This window comes from Acinetobacter sp. 'aerobic (ED)', assembly GCF_904886855.1.
In the GTDB taxonomy this organism is placed as follows: domain Bacteria; phylum Pseudomonadota; class Gammaproteobacteria; order Pseudomonadales; family Moraxellaceae; genus Acinetobacter; species Acinetobacter courvalinii.
Window position 1 is genome coordinate 99220 of sequence record NZ_CAJHGI010000003.1, and the last position, 19177, is coordinate 118396.

At 44.6% G+C, this 19177-nt stretch carries 18 protein-coding genes; 12 read left to right on the forward strand and 6 right to left on the reverse strand.

Features of this window, described 5'->3' with window-relative positions; translation table 11 throughout:
* Positions 1-46: 46 nt before the first annotated feature.
* On the reverse strand, positions 47-1393 hold the full coding sequence (locus tag JO943_RS06580; RefSeq protein ID WP_004776311.1) for a hypothetical protein: 1347 nt from the start codon (positions 1391-1393) through the stop codon (positions 47-49).
* Between the two features lie 261 nt (positions 1394-1654).
* On the opposite strand from JO943_RS06580, the gene JO943_RS06585 reads away from it, so the two are divergent.
* From JO943_RS06585 to urtE, 7 genes are all read left to right on the forward strand, one after another.
* Positions 1655-2263: a YqiA/YcfP family alpha/beta fold hydrolase gene (locus JO943_RS06585; protein ID WP_202740342.1), complete on the forward strand. Its 609-nt coding sequence runs from the start codon at positions 1655-1657 to the stop codon at positions 2261-2263.
* The gene (parE, locus tag JO943_RS06590) at positions 2260-4143 is read left to right on the forward strand and encodes a DNA topoisomerase IV subunit B (RefSeq protein WP_009510201.1); all 1884 of its coding nucleotides are present in this window, start codon (positions 2260-2262) and stop codon (positions 4141-4143) included. The genes JO943_RS06585 and parE overlap by 4 nt, the downstream gene beginning before the upstream one ends.
* 256 nt (positions 4144-4399) lie before the next feature.
* Positions 4400-5680 carry an urea ABC transporter substrate-binding protein gene (urtA, locus tag JO943_RS06595; protein WP_202740526.1) on the forward strand — a complete coding sequence of 427 codons (1281 nt, stop codon included), beginning with the start codon at positions 4400-4402 and terminating at the stop codon, positions 5678-5680.
* A gap of 80 nt (positions 5681-5760) precedes the next feature.
* Entirely contained in the window at positions 5761-7383 is a 1623-nt protein-coding gene (gene urtB, locus JO943_RS06600) for an urea ABC transporter permease subunit UrtB (RefSeq protein WP_202740343.1), read from the forward strand.
* 4 nt (positions 7384-7387) lie between these two features.
* A complete protein-coding gene (gene urtC / locus JO943_RS06605) occupies positions 7388-8458 on the forward strand; it encodes an urea ABC transporter permease subunit UrtC (protein WP_202740344.1) in 1071 nt (356 codons plus the stop codon).
* The gene (gene urtD / locus JO943_RS06610) at positions 8459-9286 is read left to right on the forward strand and encodes an urea ABC transporter ATP-binding protein UrtD (protein WP_032868419.1); all 828 of its coding nucleotides are present in this window, start codon (positions 8459-8461) and stop codon (positions 9284-9286) included. It abuts the gene before it with no gap.
* Between the two features lie 9 nt (positions 9287-9295).
* A complete protein-coding gene (gene urtE / locus JO943_RS06615) occupies positions 9296-9994 on the forward strand; it encodes an urea ABC transporter ATP-binding subunit UrtE (RefSeq protein WP_202740345.1) in 699 nt (232 codons plus the stop codon).
* 245 nt (positions 9995-10239) lie between these two features.
* Here urtE and JO943_RS06620 read toward each other — a convergent pair whose 3' ends face one another.
* The 3 genes from JO943_RS06620 to JO943_RS06630 all read right to left on the reverse strand — a co-directional run bounded on the left by JO943_RS06620 (position 10240) and on the right by JO943_RS06630 (position 12473).
* Entirely contained in the window at positions 10240-10980 is a 741-nt protein-coding gene (locus JO943_RS06620) for a hypothetical protein (protein WP_202740346.1), read from the reverse strand.
* Positions 10981-11063: 83 nt separating this feature from the next.
* The gene (locus JO943_RS06625; RefSeq protein WP_202740347.1) at positions 11064-11612 is read right to left on the reverse strand and encodes a GNAT family N-acetyltransferase; all 549 of its coding nucleotides are present in this window, start codon (positions 11610-11612) and stop codon (positions 11064-11066) included.
* 135 nt (positions 11613-11747) lie between these two features.
* Positions 11748-12473 (reverse strand): outer membrane protein OmpK, encoded by a 726-nt coding sequence (locus JO943_RS06630; RefSeq protein WP_032868423.1) that lies wholly within the window; start codon positions 12471-12473, stop codon positions 11748-11750.
* Between the two features lie 369 nt (positions 12474-12842).
* Between JO943_RS06630 and JO943_RS06635 the strand changes: the two genes are divergently transcribed.
* On the forward strand, positions 12843-13217 hold the full coding sequence (locus JO943_RS06635; RefSeq protein ID WP_005227968.1) for an HPF/RaiA family ribosome-associated protein: 375 nt from the start codon (positions 12843-12845) through the stop codon (positions 13215-13217).
* Positions 13218-13399: 182 nt separating this feature from the next.
* Here JO943_RS06635 and JO943_RS06640 read toward each other — a convergent pair whose 3' ends face one another.
* A complete protein-coding gene (locus JO943_RS06640; RefSeq protein ID WP_005227967.1) occupies positions 13400-13663 on the reverse strand; it encodes a hypothetical protein in 264 nt (87 codons plus the stop codon).
* A gap of 166 nt (positions 13664-13829) precedes the next feature.
* On the opposite strand from JO943_RS06640, the gene JO943_RS06645 reads away from it, so the two are divergent.
* The 4 genes from JO943_RS06645 (at position 13830) to JO943_RS06660 (ending at position 17805) form a co-directional block, all read left to right on the forward strand.
* Entirely contained in the window at positions 13830-14375 is a 546-nt protein-coding gene (locus JO943_RS06645) for an ankyrin repeat domain-containing protein (protein ID WP_032868424.1), read from the forward strand.
* Positions 14376-14406: 31 nt separating this feature from the next.
* Positions 14407-15174 carry a transporter gene (locus JO943_RS06650; RefSeq protein ID WP_202740528.1) on the forward strand — a complete coding sequence of 256 codons (768 nt, stop codon included), beginning with the start codon at positions 14407-14409 and terminating at the stop codon, positions 15172-15174.
* A 79-nt stretch (positions 15175-15253) separates the two neighbouring features.
* The gene (dsbD, locus tag JO943_RS06655; RefSeq protein WP_202740348.1) at positions 15254-17107 is read left to right on the forward strand and encodes a protein-disulfide reductase DsbD; all 1854 of its coding nucleotides are present in this window, start codon (positions 15254-15256) and stop codon (positions 17105-17107) included.
* A gap of 2 nt (positions 17108-17109) precedes the next feature.
* The gene (locus tag JO943_RS06660) at positions 17110-17805 is read left to right on the forward strand and encodes a glutathione S-transferase family protein (protein WP_202740349.1); all 696 of its coding nucleotides are present in this window, start codon (positions 17110-17112) and stop codon (positions 17803-17805) included.
* Positions 17806-17834: 29 nt separating this feature from the next.
* Here the strand turns inward: JO943_RS06660 and JO943_RS06665 are convergent, their stop codons facing one another.
* Complete coding sequence (locus JO943_RS06665) at positions 17835-19022, reverse strand: GGDEF domain-containing protein (protein ID WP_202740350.1); 1188 nt, start codon at positions 19020-19022, stop codon at positions 17835-17837.
* Between the last annotated feature and the right edge of the window lie 155 nt (positions 19023-19177).

Genomic DNA, 19177 nt, shown 5'->3' on the forward strand with positions numbered 1-19177 from the left:
GAATTCAAAGTTACAAAAGCCCAGCGATAAAGCTGGGCTTTTGTATTTAGGTCTCAACAATCCCTTCTAAGTCATCAAAAGTGTAGTTATTCGGTACATTGATCATATGGGTCTGTACCCCAGCTTCCACTTTTTCTCTCGCATCAGGATACAGCCAGCGCGTAATCTGCTCGGCTACGCTCGAGTGATACTGGATTTCAAAATGGTTCAGCCCGTAGAAAACAGCTTTATGCGTATCGGGTAGCTTGAGTTGAAAACGTGGATTTGGATGTTCGCCTAAAGCACTTTTGACACTGACCAGATAATCACCAATCACAGAGAGAGCTTTATTACGCAGCTTCTCAAATTCTAAAGTTCCTGCAATCAGGAACGTATTGATATGTGATGGGAGTGGCGCAGGCTTACGATTGTCATCTGCAAAACCGATACGTGCATCATTATGTTCCCAGTCATCATCACGAACGCTACCGTGACGCAGATCCAGAATACCGTTACTGCGCACATTAACCAATTGACCAATCAGGCTGATAAATGGAAATGCACCAAGTTTATCCTGTAAGACAAAGCCAAAACGCTCCAGTACTGCACCATGATGTGGTGAACCGATACAGACCAGGTTCTCGACCATATGTACCCATTGATACAGATTCTGTTTGCCATAAAACAGGGCACTGCGGGAAACCAGACCGCCCATACTATGCCCAATCAGGTCAATACTGGTAATACGCGGATTACGCTGGACCAGATCTTCCAGCGTATTGGCAAAACTACGGCCATTGGCTGAAATCCGGCGACCTGTATTGTAGTTCAGATACAACATGGTGTTGTTATCACGTTGGGCCAGTAGGCGCTCGCCAATCCCGCCATAACGATGATTGGACCAGGTCAGATGGTTCATGCATAGACCATGCGTCAGGATCACCACACGGCCGGTTAGTTCCCCCTGCTGTAAAGAACCATAATGATCATAAAGCACCATGGGCAAGGCCATTGGATTATGTTGCTTTAAAAAGAAATCGCCGAAGATGCCATTCAGTGCGCCGACTGCAAAATGTAAGGTCGGTGTCAGCGGTTTATCATGCAGGATTGGAAATTTGGCGATAATGCGGCGTAAATTAGGGGCAAGAAAATGACTGCCGTATTTTTGCAGGGCCACATAAGAAAACTGGTAGAACTTTTGCAGTTGCGGGTGCTTTTGTAAATTCTTGGCTTTTTGTGCACTTAAACCGAGCGTTGTCCTTAATACTTCAGTTTGTACCAGTTGCACCAATTCGTGTACCCCGCTGAGGCTGGTACTGACCAACTGGGCCAAACCCTCCAGAACATCGGCCTGACTCGGGGGCGTACGGTCCCACTTGCAGTAGGTTTCATGCAGCGGTGTTAAACTTGGCATATTGTTTTCCCCATCCTTGATATATACCGAAGATTTGAAGTGATTCACTTGATACTGTTTAGGTAAACTACAACAAACGTTTACATCTTATGTCTTTCATAACTAATTTTTTTAGAATACTGATGAACGGAGTCCAGTATGGTTTTTTATGTCTGACAATGTTGAGCTTATCTGCATGTTATATTGTTATTTGTATAACAATTAAGCAAAATAATGTGATTTATTTCACTTTAAGTCAAGCCGCTGTCTTTTTTGGTGCATATGCAAATTATTTATTTACATGGTTTTCGAAGTAGCCCGATGTCGATCAAAGGGCAACAGCTGCAACAATATTGTGCAGGACGAGATGATGTTCAGGTGCATTTACCTGACTTAAATTGTGCACCTGATCAGGTACTTGCACAGCTTTCCCAGCTTATCGAAAATTTACCGCATGATAAAGTGGTTTTGGTGGGAAGTAGTCTGGGAGGGTTCTATACGACATACCTTGTCGCAAAGTATGCTTGTCCTGCTGTACTGATTAATCCTGCTATGCAACCATGGCAACTCTTTCAAGATTTATTCGGTATTGAACAAATCCCGCTCAAAGTCACTGAATCATGGACACTTGATACAGATCAATTGCAGCAATTACAATCGATTGCTGACACGAAGTTAAAGCATGCTGATAAAATTCTGGTGCTGTTGCAACAAGGCGATGAAGTCTTGGATTATCATCAGGCTCAACGCTATTATAGTGCAGTTCATCCATCCTCATTGATTTTAACTGACGCTGGTGGTAATCATGCAATGGATGATTTTGAAGAAAAATTACCTTTAGTACTCGAATTTTTATCGGCAGCCCTCCAAAAAGGAAGTCCAACCCAGTGACACAATACACGGCCCAATCCCTTGAAGTTCTTTCTGGTTTAGATCCTGTTCGTCGTCGACCAGGCATGTATACCGATACCTCACGTCCAAACCATTTGGCGCAAGAGGTGATTGATAATGCAGTCGATGAAGCACTTGCCGGTCATGCCAACCAGATTTGTGTCACGGTCTATGAAGATGGTTCATTGTCAGTTGAAGATAATGGACGCGGCATGCCAGTCGATATCCATCCGGAATATGGGCAAAGCGGTATCGAAATTATTCTGACCAAGTTACATGCCGGCGGCAAATTCAGTACCGATAACTATCAGTTCTCTGGTGGTTTGCATGGTGTCGGGATTTCCGTGGTCAATGCCTTGTCGACCCGTGTTGAAGTGGCGGTACAGCGTCAGGGTAACCTGTATCAAATGGCCTTTGAACAGGGTGAACCGGTTGCCCCCTTATCGGTTTTGGAAGGCAAGGTGGCAAAGCGTGCCACAGGAACAACCGTTCGCTTCTGGCCGGAAGCCAAGTATTTTGACAGCCCTAAATTTGCGCTAAAAGCCCTCAAACATAATTTAAAAGCTAAAGCGGTATTAGCTGCAGGCTTAAAAATTATTTATGACGATAAAATCAATAAAGAAAAAATTGAATGGCAGTTTGAAAATGGTCTGGTCGACTATTTAATGGACGAACTGCAAGATCGTGAAATTCTGCCTGATCCGGCCTTTGTCAGTCATGGGCAAGCGGATCGTGCAGCCTGTGAGTTTGCGATTTGCTGGAACGTGGAAGGTGGCGAACAGATTCAGGAAAGTTATGTCAACCTGATTCCCACTGCGCAAGGCGGTACCCATGTTAATGGTTTACGTTCAGGTGTAACCGAAGCACTGCGTGAGTTCTGTGAATTACGCAATTTATTGCCGCGTAATATGAAGTTGTCTGCGGAAGATGTCTGGGATGGGGTAAATTTTATTCTATCGCTGAAATTTCAGGAACCGCAGTTTTCAGGGCAAACCAAAGAACGTTTATCCAGCCGTGAAGCCTCTAATATTGTATTGAATATTGCCAAAGATGCATTTGCCTTATGGCTGAACCAGCATGCCGAGATTGCGACCCAACTGGCTGAAATGGCGATTGCCAAAGCGGGACGTCGTCTCAAAGCAGCAAAAAAAGTCGAGCGTAAAAAGATTGTCGCAGGTCCAGCCTTACCCGGGAAATTAGCCGATTGTGTTGGTTTAACCCGTGAAGACAGTGAACTGTTTATTGTGGAAGGGGACTCTGCAGGTGGCAGTGCTAAACAGGCACGCGACAAGAATTTTCAGGCGATTATGCCGATTCGCGGAAAAATCCTGAATACCTGGGAAGTGTCTTCCGATGAGGTCTTGGCTTCGCAAGAAGTGCATGATATTGCCATCGCGATCGGGGTCGATCCGGGCAGTGACGATTTGTCTGAATTACGTTATGGCAAAATCTGTATTCTGGCCGATGCGGACTCGGATGGTCTGCATATCGCAACCTTATTATGCGCATTGTTTGTAAAACATTTCCCAACCTTAGTTGAAGAAGGTCATCTGTTTGTGGCAATGCCACCACTGTATCGTATTGATATTGGGAAGGATGTGTATTACGCCTTGGATGATGATGAGCTAGAGACGATCTTGAAAAAAGTCAAAGGCAATAAAAATCCGCAAATCACCCGATTCAAAGGTTTGGGAGAGATGAATGCCAGTCAGTTGCGTGAAACCACCATGGACCCGAATACGCGTCGTCTGGTGCAACTGGATCTGGACGATGCCCATTTAACGGCTGGATTACTGGATAAATTGCTGGCGAAGAAGCGTTCTGCCGACCGTAAACACTGGTTAGAGCAAAAAGGTAATTTAGCAGATATCAGTGTCTAAATTACCCTTAGAAGATCGAGATCAGCCAGACAAATGTCTGGCTTTTTCTTTGTGTAAAGTCTTTAGATTTGAGCGGAACAAATCTGCATCATTTTAGGTCGCTGCGTATTTTTTGTATGCAATGTTGTATACAAGATCAAAAAAAGCATCAGTAAAATTTATTAAAATTAAATAAAAACAATAGTTTGTTGTTTTGGCATAAAAATTGAATAACACCATCCAGTAAAAATCACAATATTGATGGGTGGAGAGAATGATGCAAAACAAATTGATGTCGATGTCAGTGCTCATGGCAGCCATGATGGGGATTGGTCTGGTAGGCTGTTCAAAACCGGCCGAAAAAACAGAACAAGCAAAAACGCAAGCCAAAACTGCGCCTGCAGCCAGCGGTGACACCATCAAGGTTGGGATTCTGCACTCGCTTTCAGGCACCATGGCGATTTCTGAAACCTCACTGAAAGACACTGCCTTGATGACCATCAATGAAATCAATGCCAATGGTGGGGTACTGGGCAAAAAACTGGAACCTGTGATTGTCGATCCAGCTTCTGACTGGCCACTGTTTGCAGAAAAAGCGCGTCAGCTGATTACCCAAGATAAAGTTGCGGTTATTTTTGGATGCTGGACCTCGGTTTCTCGTAAATCCGTGTTGCCTGTGGTGGAAGAGCTGAATGGCTTATTGTTCTATCCGGTGCAGTATGAAGGTCAGGAACAATCGAAAAACATCTTCTATACCGGGGCGGCTCCGAACCAGCAAGCAATTCCTGCAGTTGAGTATTTGATGGGAGATGAAGGCGGTAAAGCTGAGCGCTTCGTATTGCTTGGCACAGATTATGTCTATCCACGGACCACCAATAAAATTCTTCGGGCCTTCTTGAAATCTAAAGGCGTCGCTGATGCCGACATCATGGAAGAATACACCCCGTTTGGTCACAGCAATTATCAAACCATTGTGTCCAATATTAAGAAGTTCTCTGCGGGTAAAAAGACGGCAGTGATCTCGACCATCAATGGTGACTCCAATGTGCCGTTCTATCGTGAATTGGGCAACCAAGGCATTAAGGCATCCGATATCCCGGTCATGGCTTTCTCGGTCGGGGAGGAAGAATTACGTGGTATTGATACCAAACCCTTGGTCGGTCATTTAGCGGCATGGAACTATTTCATGTCGGTCAAGAATCCTAAAAATACCGAGTTTGTAAATAAATTCAAACAATATGCAGTGCAATACAAACTGCCAAATGCCGACAAAGTGGTGACCAACGATCCGATGGAAGCGACCTATGTCGGGATCAATATGTGGAAGCAGGCGGTTGAGAAAGCGGGCACCACTGAGGTGGATAAAGTTCGTGATGCGATGGCTGGTCAGACCTTTGCGGCACCATCAGGCTATACCCTCAAAATGGATGAAAGCAATCACCACTTGCATAAGCCTGTGATGATTGGACAGATCCGTGGCGATGGCCAGTTCGATGTGGTCTACAAAACCCCGCAAACCATCAAGGCGGAGCCTTGGAGTCCGTATATCCCTAAATAATTCGCTTCATGTCTGTTGTGTTGGCAGCAGGCATTTCTATTTTTCTGATCCATTTAAACCGTAACCATAAGGGGAGTTCTATGGCGAAACATTTTGTTTTGGCACTGCTCTGCATCATGGCACAGCTGATGTTGAGTCCAGCATGGGCAGAGGCCACATCCACAGCACCTGTGACGTCTACAGCTTCTCCAGATGCCATTCAGACCTTTGTAAAGGCTGACTTTGCCACGCGTCGTGCCATGCTCAATCAGTGGCCTGCCAGTATTGAACAACTGGATCAACTGGTGGCCTATATTGATCAAAATGAGTTGTATAGCGATAGTGCTGGCAATACCTATCTGTTAAAAAATGATGACAAACTGTTTAGCTATCCTGAGCAGCAGGCGCTACAACAATGGCCTGCCGATTTATCCCAAGTGACTTTGGTCAATACCTTACGCAAGGCCCTGAATTTTGGTCAAGCCAAAGCCAAACTCAACTCCAATGATGCATCACAACGATTGGCCGCGGTCGATATTTTAGAAAATAATCTGGCTGAACTTGATGTGGCGATGGTGAAGCAGCTTTATCTGAATGAAAAAAATGATCAGGTCAAAACGCGTTTAGCACAGCTTAAAGCCCGTCTGGATTTTAACAGTGCTGATGAATTTACCAAGCTTGAAGCCGTGAAAGTTTTGGCAGATTCCAATCGCCCTGATGTGTTCGCCTTAATTAACCAAACTCTAGAACAACCACAAAACAATCCTGCATTGAAGGCTGCCTTGCTGGATGCGCAAAATCAAATTAAAACCCGACTACAAATCAGTGAGTGGTCAGGCCATGTCTTTTCAGGTATGAGTACGGCCAGCATTTTACTGCTTGCTGCGCTTGGTTTAGCCATTACTTATGGTCTGCTTGGGGTGATTAACATGGCACATGGTGAGCTCATCATGATCGGTGCCTATACCACTTACGTGATTCAAAGCTTTTTTAAAAGCCATTTTGCAGGGTGGGTGGATTGGTATCTGGTAGCAGCCATTCCTGCCGCATTTCTGGTGAGTGCCTTGATCGGTATGTTGATTGAACGCACCGTGATTCGCCCGTTATACGGTCGTCAACTGGAAACCTTGCTTGCTACTTTTGGGGTGAGTTTGATTCTGATGCAACTGGTGCGTATGGTCTTTGGTGCACAGAATGTTGAAGTCTCCAATGTCAGCTGGTTGAGTGGTGGGATCGCGATGACACCGAGCCTGATGCTGCCATATAACCGTATGGCGATTATTGGTTTTACCGTCGCCGTATTATTGCTGTTGCTGTTTTTACTCAATAAAACCCGTTTCGGCTTATTCGTTCGTGCGGTCACGCAAAACCGTCAAATGGCACGTGCGGTTGGGATTCGTTCTGCCCGGATTGACATGCTGGCTTTTGGTCTGGGCTCAGGTCTGGCTGGTTTGGCAGGCTGTGCCTTGGCACAGGTCGGTAATGTGGGGCCTGATCTCGGTCAAAACTACATTATTGACGCTTTCCTTGTGGTTGTGGTCGGTGGCGTGGGCCAAGTCTGGGGTGCGGTACTGGCAGCACTCGGATTGGGCATCAGTGGAACAGTGCTGGAAATTGGTTTAGGTGCAGTTCTGGCAAAAATTATTCTCTTGGTTCTTGTGATTTTGTTTATCCAAAAGCGTCCACAAGGTTTGTTTGCCATCAAAGGCCGTTTTGTGGAGTAAGCCAATGAAAATCACTGCTTTATTTGCTGACAAACCCTATAGCGCCGTGGCAATTGCGATCTGTTTTGGCGTGTTATTGCTGTTGCCATGGCTACACCTGTTGTCTCCTGACTCTGCATTTTACTTGTCCGCTTATTGGATCACCCTGATTGGCAAGATTATGTGTTTGGCTTTGGTGGCTCTTGCACTGGATCTGGTCTGGGGCTATGCCGGGATTCTAAGCTTGGGACATGGTTTGTATTTTGCCTTGGGCGGTTATGCCTTCGGTATGTATCTCATGCGTCAATCTGCAGGTGATGGGTTACCTGATTTTATGCGCTTCCTCAGTTGGACCGAATTGCCTTGGTATTGGGTCGGGACTGAGCATATTGCCTGGGCCTTGGCACTGGTCGTGCTTGTCCCTGGATTGATTGCATTTATTTTTGGTTTTTTTGCCTTTCGCTCCAAAATCAAAGGGGTGTATTTCTCGATCATTACTCAAGCCATGACCTTTGCCGCAGCCTTACTGTTCTTCCGTAATGAAACAGGCTTTGGTGGCAATAATGGCTTTACGGGTTTTAAGACCATTCTCGGTTTTGATATTACCTCGGCACCAATGCGTGCAACCTTATGCTTTGTCACAGCGTTGATGTTGATGTTGTGTTTCCTCGGTCTACGCCAGTTGATGAATCGTCCTTATGGTCGCGTGCTCGGCGCCATTCGTGACAGTGAAAATCGCTTGCAATATCTCGGTTATCGCACGCTGTGGTACAAGCTGTCGGCATGGGTATTGTCCGCGGTGATTGCCGGTATTGCAGGGGCGTTGTATGTGCCTCAGGCCGGCATTATTAATCCAAGTGAAATGAATCCCGTCAATTCGATTGAAATGGCGGTATGGGTGGCTGCGGGTGGACGTGGCACTTTGATTGGTCCGATTCTGGGGGCAGGTTTAATCAATGCCGTGAAAACCTATTTCACTGTGGCTGCACCAGAAGCATGGTTATTGATCTTGGGTACGCTGTTCATCGTGGTGACCTTGTTCTTGCCTAAGGGTGTGATTGGTGTATTCGACCGTTTTAAAAAGGAGCGTGATTAAATGAGTGATGTATTAATAGACGCTGCTCAACATGGCGGTCAACTGGGTGAGGGCTATGGACGCGCCAAGCCGCAAGGTGCGGATTTTAGTCACGGCATTGCCTTATATCTGGAAAAAGTCAGTGTCTGGTTCGATTCATTTCGGGCCCTGAATGATTTGTCACTGTACATTGCCGAGGGTGAATTACGCTGCATTATTGGACCGAATGGCGCAGGAAAAACTACCCTGATGGATGTGATTACCGGCAAAACCCGTCCGACCACAGGCACCGCATTTTTTGGGCAAAATTACGATCTTGCCAAAATGAGTACCGAGCAAATTGCGGAAGCGGGGATTGGACGTAAATTCCAGAAACCCACGGTATTTGAAAATTTTAGCGTGATGGAAAATCTACTGCTGGCAGCGCCACGCGATAAACGGGTGAAAAAAAGCTTTTTTTCCCGTTTAGACCCAGAAGCGCAGCTGGCTCTGGATGAAAGTCTGGAGCAGATCCGTTTAAAGGAATTTGTGCAAAAGCCTGCAGGTCTGCTCTCACATGGACAAAAACAGTGGCTGGAAATCGGCATGTTATTGATGCAACGACCGAAGTTGATTTTACTGGATGAGCCTGTTGCAGGCATGACCGATGCTGAAACCGAGCGCACGGCTGAACTGTGTCTAGAACTGAAAAAAAATCACACCCTTGTGGTGGTGGAGCATGACATGAGTTTCATTGATACCATCAGTGAAAAAGTCACGGTCTTGGCGCAAGGGGCGATTCTGGCTGAGGGCACATTGGCAGAGGTTCAGGCCAATGAAGATGTGATTGAAAAGTATTTAGGGCGTTAGGAGAGACACATGCTAGAAGTGAAACAAATTAATCAGTTCTATGGTGGCAGTCATATCCTGCGTGATGCGTCTTTTAATGCGCCTGTGGGTGAATGCAGTGTGGTGCTGGGGCGTAATGGTGTGGGCAAAACCACCTTGTTGAAATGCCTGATGGGGATTCTGCCGATCAAGTCAGGACAAATTCTTCTGGATGGAAAAGACATTGCCAAGATGTCTCCTGAGCAACGGGTACGTGCCGGTTTGGCCTATGTGCCGCAAGGTCGCGATATCTTTTCGACTTTAACGGTTGAAGAAAATATTTTAATTGGCATGGCAAAATTTTCGGGTGCCAAGACGCGTAAGGTGCCGACGCATTTATATGAAATTTTCCCTGTACTTGATGAAATGAAACACCGCCGTGGAGGAGATTTATCCGGTGGTCAGCAACAGCAGCTGGCGATTGCCCGAGCGTTGGCGTCAGAACCACGCGTATTGATTCTGGATGAGCCGACGGAAGGGATTCAGCCTTCAATTATTAAGGATATTGGTCGGGTGATTCGCAAGTTAGCAGATCAAGGCGAGATGGCGATTATTTTGGTGGAGCAGTTTTATGATTTTGCCGAAGAGTTGGCCGATGCGTATACGGTGATGGCACGTGGGCAGGTGATCGCACAAGGGCGGGGTGAGGATATGCCAGAGAAGGGGATTCGGGAGTTGGTGGCGATTTAGTATTTCTTGGCTAACAGTTACTTTTTCCTTGTTCTAAGGAATGTATCTTTATGATGGACCTTACTTTTGAGAGATCAAAAGTAAGCAAAAATCTTTTGTTCGACTGACGGTACATCCTGAGCAATTCCAAAGCATGGCTTTGGAAGCAGCGCAAGGCAGTCGAACATGGCGACATCCATGTCGCCTATCACGTTAGTGAATGTTGGGAAAATGCAATTTAGAATATTAAAGGGTTGGCACAAGGTTTATTTGTCTTCAACCTTATAAAACGTTCCGTCTGCATAGACATTATGTCCAAAGCCACATGAAGATTCGCCGTTGTGCTGTTCAACCTCAATTTTTTGTCCAAGCTTTGCGTCATTGGCGAATTGAAGTTTGATTTGGCAATCTTCATAGCGGTAGCTGGCTTGTTTTGACTTGATTGGCAGGCTGGTTTCAAACTGTCCCATATTAGGACCATAGATCAGGCCGCGTGGACCAAAATAGTAGCCATCGAAGGCAATCTGATATTGATTCTGTTTTTTGCTGACCTTGATATAGTCCCATTGCCCAAAGCCATTAGCGCGAACATAAGTTCCTTGTAAATCAGAAGATAGCTTTGGTTTTGGGAGCTGTTTTAAATTGTATTGGCTAGTTTTTGAGTCTTTATCACGTAAAAACCAGACTCTGGCCCATTGCGGCTGACCGAGTTTGGCATAACTTAACCCCACATTATTATTGGCGATTTCAATGTCCCGGTCACTGACTTGAATCCCGCTTTCATCTGCATTGGCCTGACAGAAATGTGCCCATGCGGCTTGGTCTTCGAATTGCTTGGCTGCTTTGAGATATTGCTTTTGATCGTAAAACTTTTTACCTGCTTGGGCATATTGTTTCACTTTGGCGCAGCCCTGTTGCAATTCTTGCTCGAAGGAACGTTCGGCAAAGCTGGCACTTGAAGCAAGGACGATTGTGAGGCCTAGGCCGAGTTGGGGTGTTTTAATCATTGTGGCTATTTTTAAAATAAAGTATGTCTTTCATTTTAAGTCAAAAATTGCTGTTAGGATCGTATTACAAAAGTGATATTTTATTAGGCTTCTGTGAGTTGCAGTTGCATCCAGACCAAATCCCGCCATTGTCCAAACTTTTGTCCCACTTGTGGCATATAGCCTGTTTGCACAAAGCCCAATTGTTCATGCAGCACAATCGAACCCTTATTTTCACTGTCAATGGCGGCCACCATGATATGCATATTTTGCTGTTTGGCCAGATGAATCAGTTGTTGCATCAGCGCTTTGCCCAGACCTTGGCGAGCATAACTTGGGTCAACAAAAACAGAATGCTCAATGCTTTGGCGATAACCGCTGATCGCACGAAACGCTGCGTAATAGGCATAACCAGCTACTTGATGGCTATTCAGGTCTTCGACCACAATCATGGGGAACTGCTGTTGCTGCATGCCGTAAAAACGTTGCTGATAATCCCCGAGTGAGACAGCCTGATCATTCCAGTTGGCTGTGCCATTTAAAATTTCGTGATTATAAATCGTGAGGATGTGTTCGAGGTCATCTGTTGTGGCAAAGCGCATGCGGAAATGTGCGGCTAAGATAGAAGTGGCAAGTACGATATTTTCAGACATAAGCAAAGGTCATCAAATTAGACAGAATAAACAGATGGGATGCTGACAGGAAAAAAGATCAACTGACATTTATATTCGGGGATGCAAACAAAAACAGCAAGGAAATCCTTGCTGTTTTTTAACATTCTAATCTGATTAGAAGTGGTATTTGATCAAAGCGCTGACATTGTTTTCGTCACGGTTTTTCATACCGAACTTGTTATTCCAGACCGAATGCTCAACACCTAAATAGAGGCGAGTATCTGGTGAAATGTGTTTACCCACATTCCATTTATATTGTGTGGTCCAGTTCAGTTCACTGGCGTGATCTTTTTCACCTGTCGACCAGTCAAGGAAACCATCGACGAGGAAATCTTCATTTGATACTTTAAATGGCAATGCATAGGCAATGGTCATTTGATAGTCATCAGATGTATTTTCATTGTTGGCACGGTAGAAGTTCACATTTGCATATTGGAAATATGGAACTGCAAGGTCAAAACCTACGCCATACAAGAAGTTGTCAAAACTGGAAAAGTCATCATTGTTGCTTTCCCAAGTGGTTGAAATCAATACATCTTTAATTGGACCAAAAGCAAGTTTGTGACCTGAAATCTCGCCTAAGCTAAAACGCGGAGAGAGTTCGAAATAAGTCACTTTATGGTCTTCATTACCACGCATACGGTCCATAAAGAAAAACACATCGGCATACTTCACTTTTGCCGCATATTCAACCGTTAAGGTTGTTTGTTTTTCATCAACAACTTCGTAGTTTTCCCCATACAAACCGGTCAGGCTAAAGTCCTGCCAGATTGGCTTTGCCTGTGCGAAAGCTGCTGTAGATACCAATAAACATGCTGCTGTAACTTGCTTCAATTGCATTTAAAAATCTCCCCCCAAAAAGGCGTGTAAAGCATACAAGGTATTAAGCAAAAATAAAGCCAAATTTGACCAAAGGTACAAAATAATTGTAGAGCTCGGGCCAAAAATAAAGTCGTGTAAAGTTAAAGCTGTTTTTGTTTAAGTTTTAATAAAAATGTCAAAAATCAGCTTGCATATTTCTGAGGAAAGACAGATATTGGAACTATAGAAGATCTTCTTACATACTGAAAATCAACAGATGCTAAGCGAGGAGACCACAAGCATTTACATAATCAAAATATACAACTGCACTGAATGACCGCATGCTCAAAGTGTGCTGAATAACAAAGTTTTGTAGCACCGTCTCACAGAAAAGAGAGGAAGATATTTATGAATATTGAAATCCGTACAGATAAAAACATTCAAGGTAGTGAACGTTTAATTAGTTATGTTCGTGCAGAACTTACACAGGAATTCCAACGTTATAGCGAGCGTATTACGCACTTTTCGGTTCATATTAGTGATGAAAACGGGGACAAATCGGGCGATCATGACAAACGTTGTATGATTGAAGCCCGTCCAGCAGGCATGAAACCTGTTGCAGTGACACATAAAGCGCCAAATATTGATCACTCGATTCATGGTGCGATTGATAAATTAAAACGCAGTCTGGAGCATCTTTATGAGAAGAAAGATCATCACCGTGGCGGTTTACCAGAATATGTCGATGCAGATGAAGGTGTCAAAGTAGACGACGAAGCGTAAAAATAAACGCAAAAAAGGCCTTAATCTGAGCTGATCTCAATAATTTGAGCAGTTTGATTAAGCAGCTTTTAAGGACCGAGTTCTGTATATAGGTAGGACTCGGTCCTTTTAATTTAAGCTTGAATTTATTGTGACTCTAATCGTGAATATATTTCTTATGGTTAGCTTTAGATCTTTACTTATTAATTCCAATAAGTATCAAACATTTCTTTAATGCCATCTTCATTCTCCAAATACTTATCAGGGGCTATTTTTAACCCAATACCACTTAAATAGAGTACAGCCTCCCATAGAAGATCCTCTGTTGTAGCAGGATCAAAGAACAATTCGTTGTTGTCCAAGGCATTCATCCTTGTTGCTGCCCACGCTTCAGCTTGCTCTCGACTAATTCTATGATTTAGCACATCGGTGAATACTTTTTGTACATCTAATAAAGTTATTTTCATTCCGACACTGTCCATTCTCATTAAATAAATAATGTGTTATTAGACTAATTTAAGGCTTTTTTTATGCCTGTATCAAATTTCTACATGATTTTTTAGATGGTTTTATAAAATCCTGTCAGGATATTCGGCATAATACATTCATTAAAAAATATTGTGAGAACTGGTCATGTTAAATAAGCAACAGCAGGCCTTGGTGCAAGCCATACAACAACTCGATTTAGACCAAGTGCAATCTTTACTTGCTGAAGGACTCGACCCGAATTTTATTGATCCTGAACAGGGGCCGCCTGTATCCGTGATTTGTGATGGTTTATTCACCTGGTGGGAAGCAATTTGTGAAGCATATGAGGCAGGCCAGCCATTAAGCGAAGAAGAAAAGCAAAAATCGCTTCAAGTCTATCTGGACATTTTGGATGCGCTGATTCAGGCCAAAGCCAATTTGCATTTATGGGATGCTGAAGAATTTTATGGCCCGCTTTGGGATGCAGCAAGTTCGGCTTGTGTGCCGGTGGTACAACGTTTACTCGAAGAAAAAGTAGATCCAAATACCCGTGATGAAGAGGGTTTAACTGTTCTATCTTCAATTAGCCAATTATTCTTTGATTGTGAATTTGATGAAATTGACTGGTCAGAATCATTGCCAGAAGAACGTGCAACACTTGAATTGTTACGTCAGCATGGCGCAAAAATGTCAAAAGAGCTAGGCGCTTAAGCCCAGCCGATATAACAGAAAGAGGAACATGATGAAAATATTTCAAACTTTAAGCGTAGTTGCCGTATCGATGCTGGCAAGTAGCGCTTTTGCGGCTGATTTTTCTTTTGACCGACCTGGTGCCGGTATGGGCACAGGCATTACCCCGGTTGGTAAACTGGCATGGGAACAAAGCTTGCCAAGCGTCAGTTATCAGGAAGGTAATGTCGATGGGGTAAAAGATAAAACCCTGACCTTAAATGGCGATATGTTGTTGCGTACCGGTCTGGCAGATGGCCTGGAATTGCAATTGGGTTGGCAAGGTCCGGTCTGGCAGCAATACAAGCGTGCCGGCATGAAAAAGGAAACCAATGGTTTAGGTGATGTCAGCATTGGTTTGAAAAAAGCCATTGATCTCAAAGATGACCGTTTATCTATGGCTTTGTTGGCAGAAGCCATCATTGCAACAGGTAATGATGAATTTACCAACCATGATGATATTTATAGCCTTACCTCAGCGGTTGCTTATGAATTTAGCGACCTGATCGGCACCTCGATTACCATGCGTTATGAAGCGCAAAACAGTGATTGGGCGGTAACTGCGATTCCAACCATTGACTATAAAATTGCAGGAAAATTATCAGGTTATTCAGAATTTGTTTACCGTAAAGCCGAGAGTCAAGACTATGAATATGGTCTAGGTACCGGTCTGGTCTATGCCTTGAATAATCGCACCCAGCTGGACGCTAGCATTGGGGTTGATCTCAATGGCGATCAGAAAAGCTATAACGGTGGCCTCGGCGTATCGGTCTTATTCTAATAATCATGCTCCTGAATACGCTTAAACTTACTTTTATAGAAGTGCCCAGCAGATTCGGGAGAAAAATAGCGAGATGAGAATGAAAAGCTCTGTTCAAGGTGGAGACGGTTTTTCACTGATGCATTATTTTCTTGGGATGTTATTGTTGTTATGTGGGTCACTGACCTATGCCCAAGAGAATACATCGGCACCCTTACTTAGCCCTGAACAGGCGTTTGCATTTACGGTTGAGTCGACGCAAGCGAATCAGGCACGGTTACACTGGTCGATTCAGCCCAACTACTATTTATATCAGCATAAATTTGAGGTAAAGCAGGGCAATCAACCGGTTGCCTTGAATTTGCCCAAAGCGGTTGAGCAATATGATGAAAACTATGGTCATAGCCAAGTTTATTATCAACAAGCTGAATTCAGTATCCCGACTCAGGCATCACAACACTACCGCGTGACCTGGCAGGGTTGTGCCAAAGACCGTATTTGCTATCCACCACAAAATATTGAGTTTCAAACCGATGCGGATGGTTTGGTCAGTGCCCAGAATGTCAGCTCCAATACGCAAAAAAGCTTTCTGGACGTGGCCCGTTCATCCAGTGTATTGAATGCACAACAGTCAGCCAGCGATGATGAAGTACAGGCTGAAACAGCTGCAGAATCAGCCTCACAAGGCAACTCGGGTGTGATGGCCCAAGACCAGAAATGGTCCAGTGCACTGGAACAGCATTCCCTGGCGTATAGCATCTTATTGTTCTTGGGCTTAGGCATTCTGTTGGCTTTTACGCCGTGCTCTCTACCGATGTTACCGATTCTGACCTCGTTGATCGTACGTGACAACAAAGGTGTGAAAGCATGGTCAATTGCGCTGACCTTTGTGGTCAGTATGGCGCTGGTCTATGCAGTCCTCGGTTTAATTGCTTCCGCAGCAGGTTTGAATTTTCAGCGCTGGTTACAGCAACCTGCGACCCTGATTGCATTTAGTTTGCTGTTTGTGGTGTTTGCCCTGAATCTGTTTGGCCTGTTCGAGTTGAAATTGCCCCAGCGTTGGGTCAATCGACTTGATCAGATGCAATCCAATCAAAAAGGCGGTACCTTGGTGGGTGCCAGTGTCATGGGCATGATTTCAGCCTTGCTGGTTGGGCCATGCATGACGGCACCGCTGGCTGGGGTATTACTGTTTATCTCGCAAACGCAGAGCCAATGGCAGGGTGCATTATTACTGTTTACCCTAGGCTTTGGTATGGGCATTCCATTGTTACTTGCCAGTGTTTTGGGGGCCAAAGCCTTACCAAAAGCCGGTGACTGGATGAACCAGATCAAAGTGATCTTTGCCTTCTTGATGCTGGCCCTGAGTCTTTATTTCATTCGTCCTTTATTGCCAGAACTCGTCATTCAAATCCTGAGTTTAATTCTGGGTCTGGCATTTATTATTTATGCGGTTTATCGCCTGTTTGGGCAGAAATCCAAGCTGCAATGGCTGTATGCGATTTTGCTGATTGTCGTGATTCCGGCCTTGGCTTTTAACCAATACCAGCACATTCAAAGCCTGAGTTCAGTTCAGGCAGACAAGCTGGCTGAATGGCATGTGGCACACACTGCGGATGAGTTTCAGCAGATTCTCGCCGATGCACCGAAAGATCGCGGCATTGTGATTGATGTCTATGCAGACTGGTGTGTGGCTTGTCAGCCAATTGAGCATCGTATTTTAAAAGATGCCGAGGTGCAGCAGGCGTTAGCGGGTTATTATTTAATTAAACTGGATTTAAGCCACTATGATGCATCGCATCAGGCACTTTTAGCACAGTGGGATATTTTAGGTCCACCAACCTATTTATTCCTGAATCAGCAACAACAAGAAATTCGCTCGCTACGTTTAACGGGTGCATTCCAGAAAGCCGAGCTATTACAACAACTGGCCTTATTTAAAGGAAAAGAATAACAATGTACCAACTCTTTATTGGCAATAAAAACTATTCAACCTGGTCCATGCGTCCGTGGATCTTATTGAAACAGGCGGGCATACCATTTCAGGAGCAGCTGATCCGGTTTGATAGCTTTGAAGCAGATAGCCAGTTTAAAACAGAAATTCTTAAACTGAATCCAACCGGGAAAGTGCCTGCACTTGTGGATGGAGAATTGGTAGTTTGGGATACACTGGCTATTTGTGAATATCTGGCAGAACAACATCCTGAACATACCTTATGGCCACAAGATAAAAGCTTACGTGCCAGAGCGCGATGTATCAGTGCCGAGATGCATAGTAGCTTTCAGGGATTACGCAATCTTTGTCCCATGAATGTCGAAGCAGACCTGACACATATTGGTCAGCAGCTCTGGTCTGAGCATGCGCAGTTGCGTGCTGATGTGGCCCGTATTGAACAGATATGGTCACAACGTCCAGATGACGACAGCTTTTTATGTGGCGAATTCAGTATTGCAGATGCATTTTACGCGCCGGTGGTGATGCGTTTTGACTGTTATCAACTCCCCATCTCGGCTTCTAGCCAAAGCTATATGCAGAAAATATTAGCTTTACCTTCAGTACAACAATGGATTGCTGAAGCCAAGCAAGAACAGCAGTTTGTGCCTTTTGATGAGCCTTATCGTCAACAGCGTGATGAATTTTTAAAAGTCTGATTGGGACTCAAGTCAAGGCCTTCACTTTGCTAACGGGTGATCAGGTCAGTAAAGATTCTGACCTGATTACGTCCCGCCGCTTTCACCGCATACAGGGCCTGATCTGCCTGACTGATAATCAGGTGTGGCTCATCGGCACTAAACGAACTGCTAATACCGAAGCTGGCACTAATACTGAACTCTTGCTTATGTTCGGTAATAAAACGTAATTGAGATATTGCCTGCCGACAGCGCTCTGCAACCTTTTGTGCTTGGGCTGTATGAGTATCGGGCAGCAATAAAATAAACTCCTCCCCGCCAAAACGGCCAATCATATCCTGTTCTCTAAGATGGGTGGTCAGACACTGTGCCACCTGAATCAGCACCTGATCTCCCATGCTATGTCCAAAATGATCATTAATATTTTTAAAATGATCTAAATCGAGCAGCACGATCGAATATTGCCGCTCCGGTTGCTGGTGTAATCTGTCCAGATAACTGCCAATACTGCGCCGGTTCAGGACATTGGTGAGAGGGTCGAGGCGGCTCAACATCTGGATGGTCATTTCTCGAGTCCGCCATTGGGTCAGTAAAATTTCAAATAGAAATAAACAGGCCAGCAAGATCGGAACCAGAAAAAACAGCATACTACCGACCCAGAAGGGATGCATGGCCACCTGATTCAGATGTTGCATGTTAAATAATGGCGCGTAGGTCAGGACCCCGACCATACTCAGGTAATTACAAAAGAACAGGGCCAGTGTGGCTGGAATCAGGGCGCAATACACCATACGGCGATCAAACAGCACCAGACCGACACCCACGACACTGACATAGCCCACCATGGTGGCGGGACTAAAGCTGCCGACCAGATAGCTGTTATGGCACAGCATGGCAGTAAAGACCTGCACACTGAGGATCGGGAGGACTTCCTGTGCCCAGTGTTGTTCCCTGAATACATGGCAGGGAATAATCAACAGGATCAAAACCACCAGCATAATCAGGCTGGTCCATAATTGTGAACGGACCAGCTTGAGATGGACCCATTCTGAATAAACCGGATTCATGAGTACAAAAATGTCCCAGCTGATCCAGAACAGGTTCATTAATGCAGCAAGTATAAGTAATAAAATGCTTTTTTTAAGCATGGTCCAATTGACGACAATATGATGTTCCCAAGAAAGCCGAAAGCCCCATCGTTTTGCGTCAGTTGACCTATTAAAATGAATCTTCACCATTGGCATGCATCCTTTTATGCAATGAGATTCCTAGGAACTGTATATCCGTCATCAAAATACGGAGGAACGCTTATTCAAATAACAATAGCATCTTTAGAATGAGAAAAAAGTCTGCATCTGGCGGATTTAGTGCAAATCAGGACGGGAAAAATATT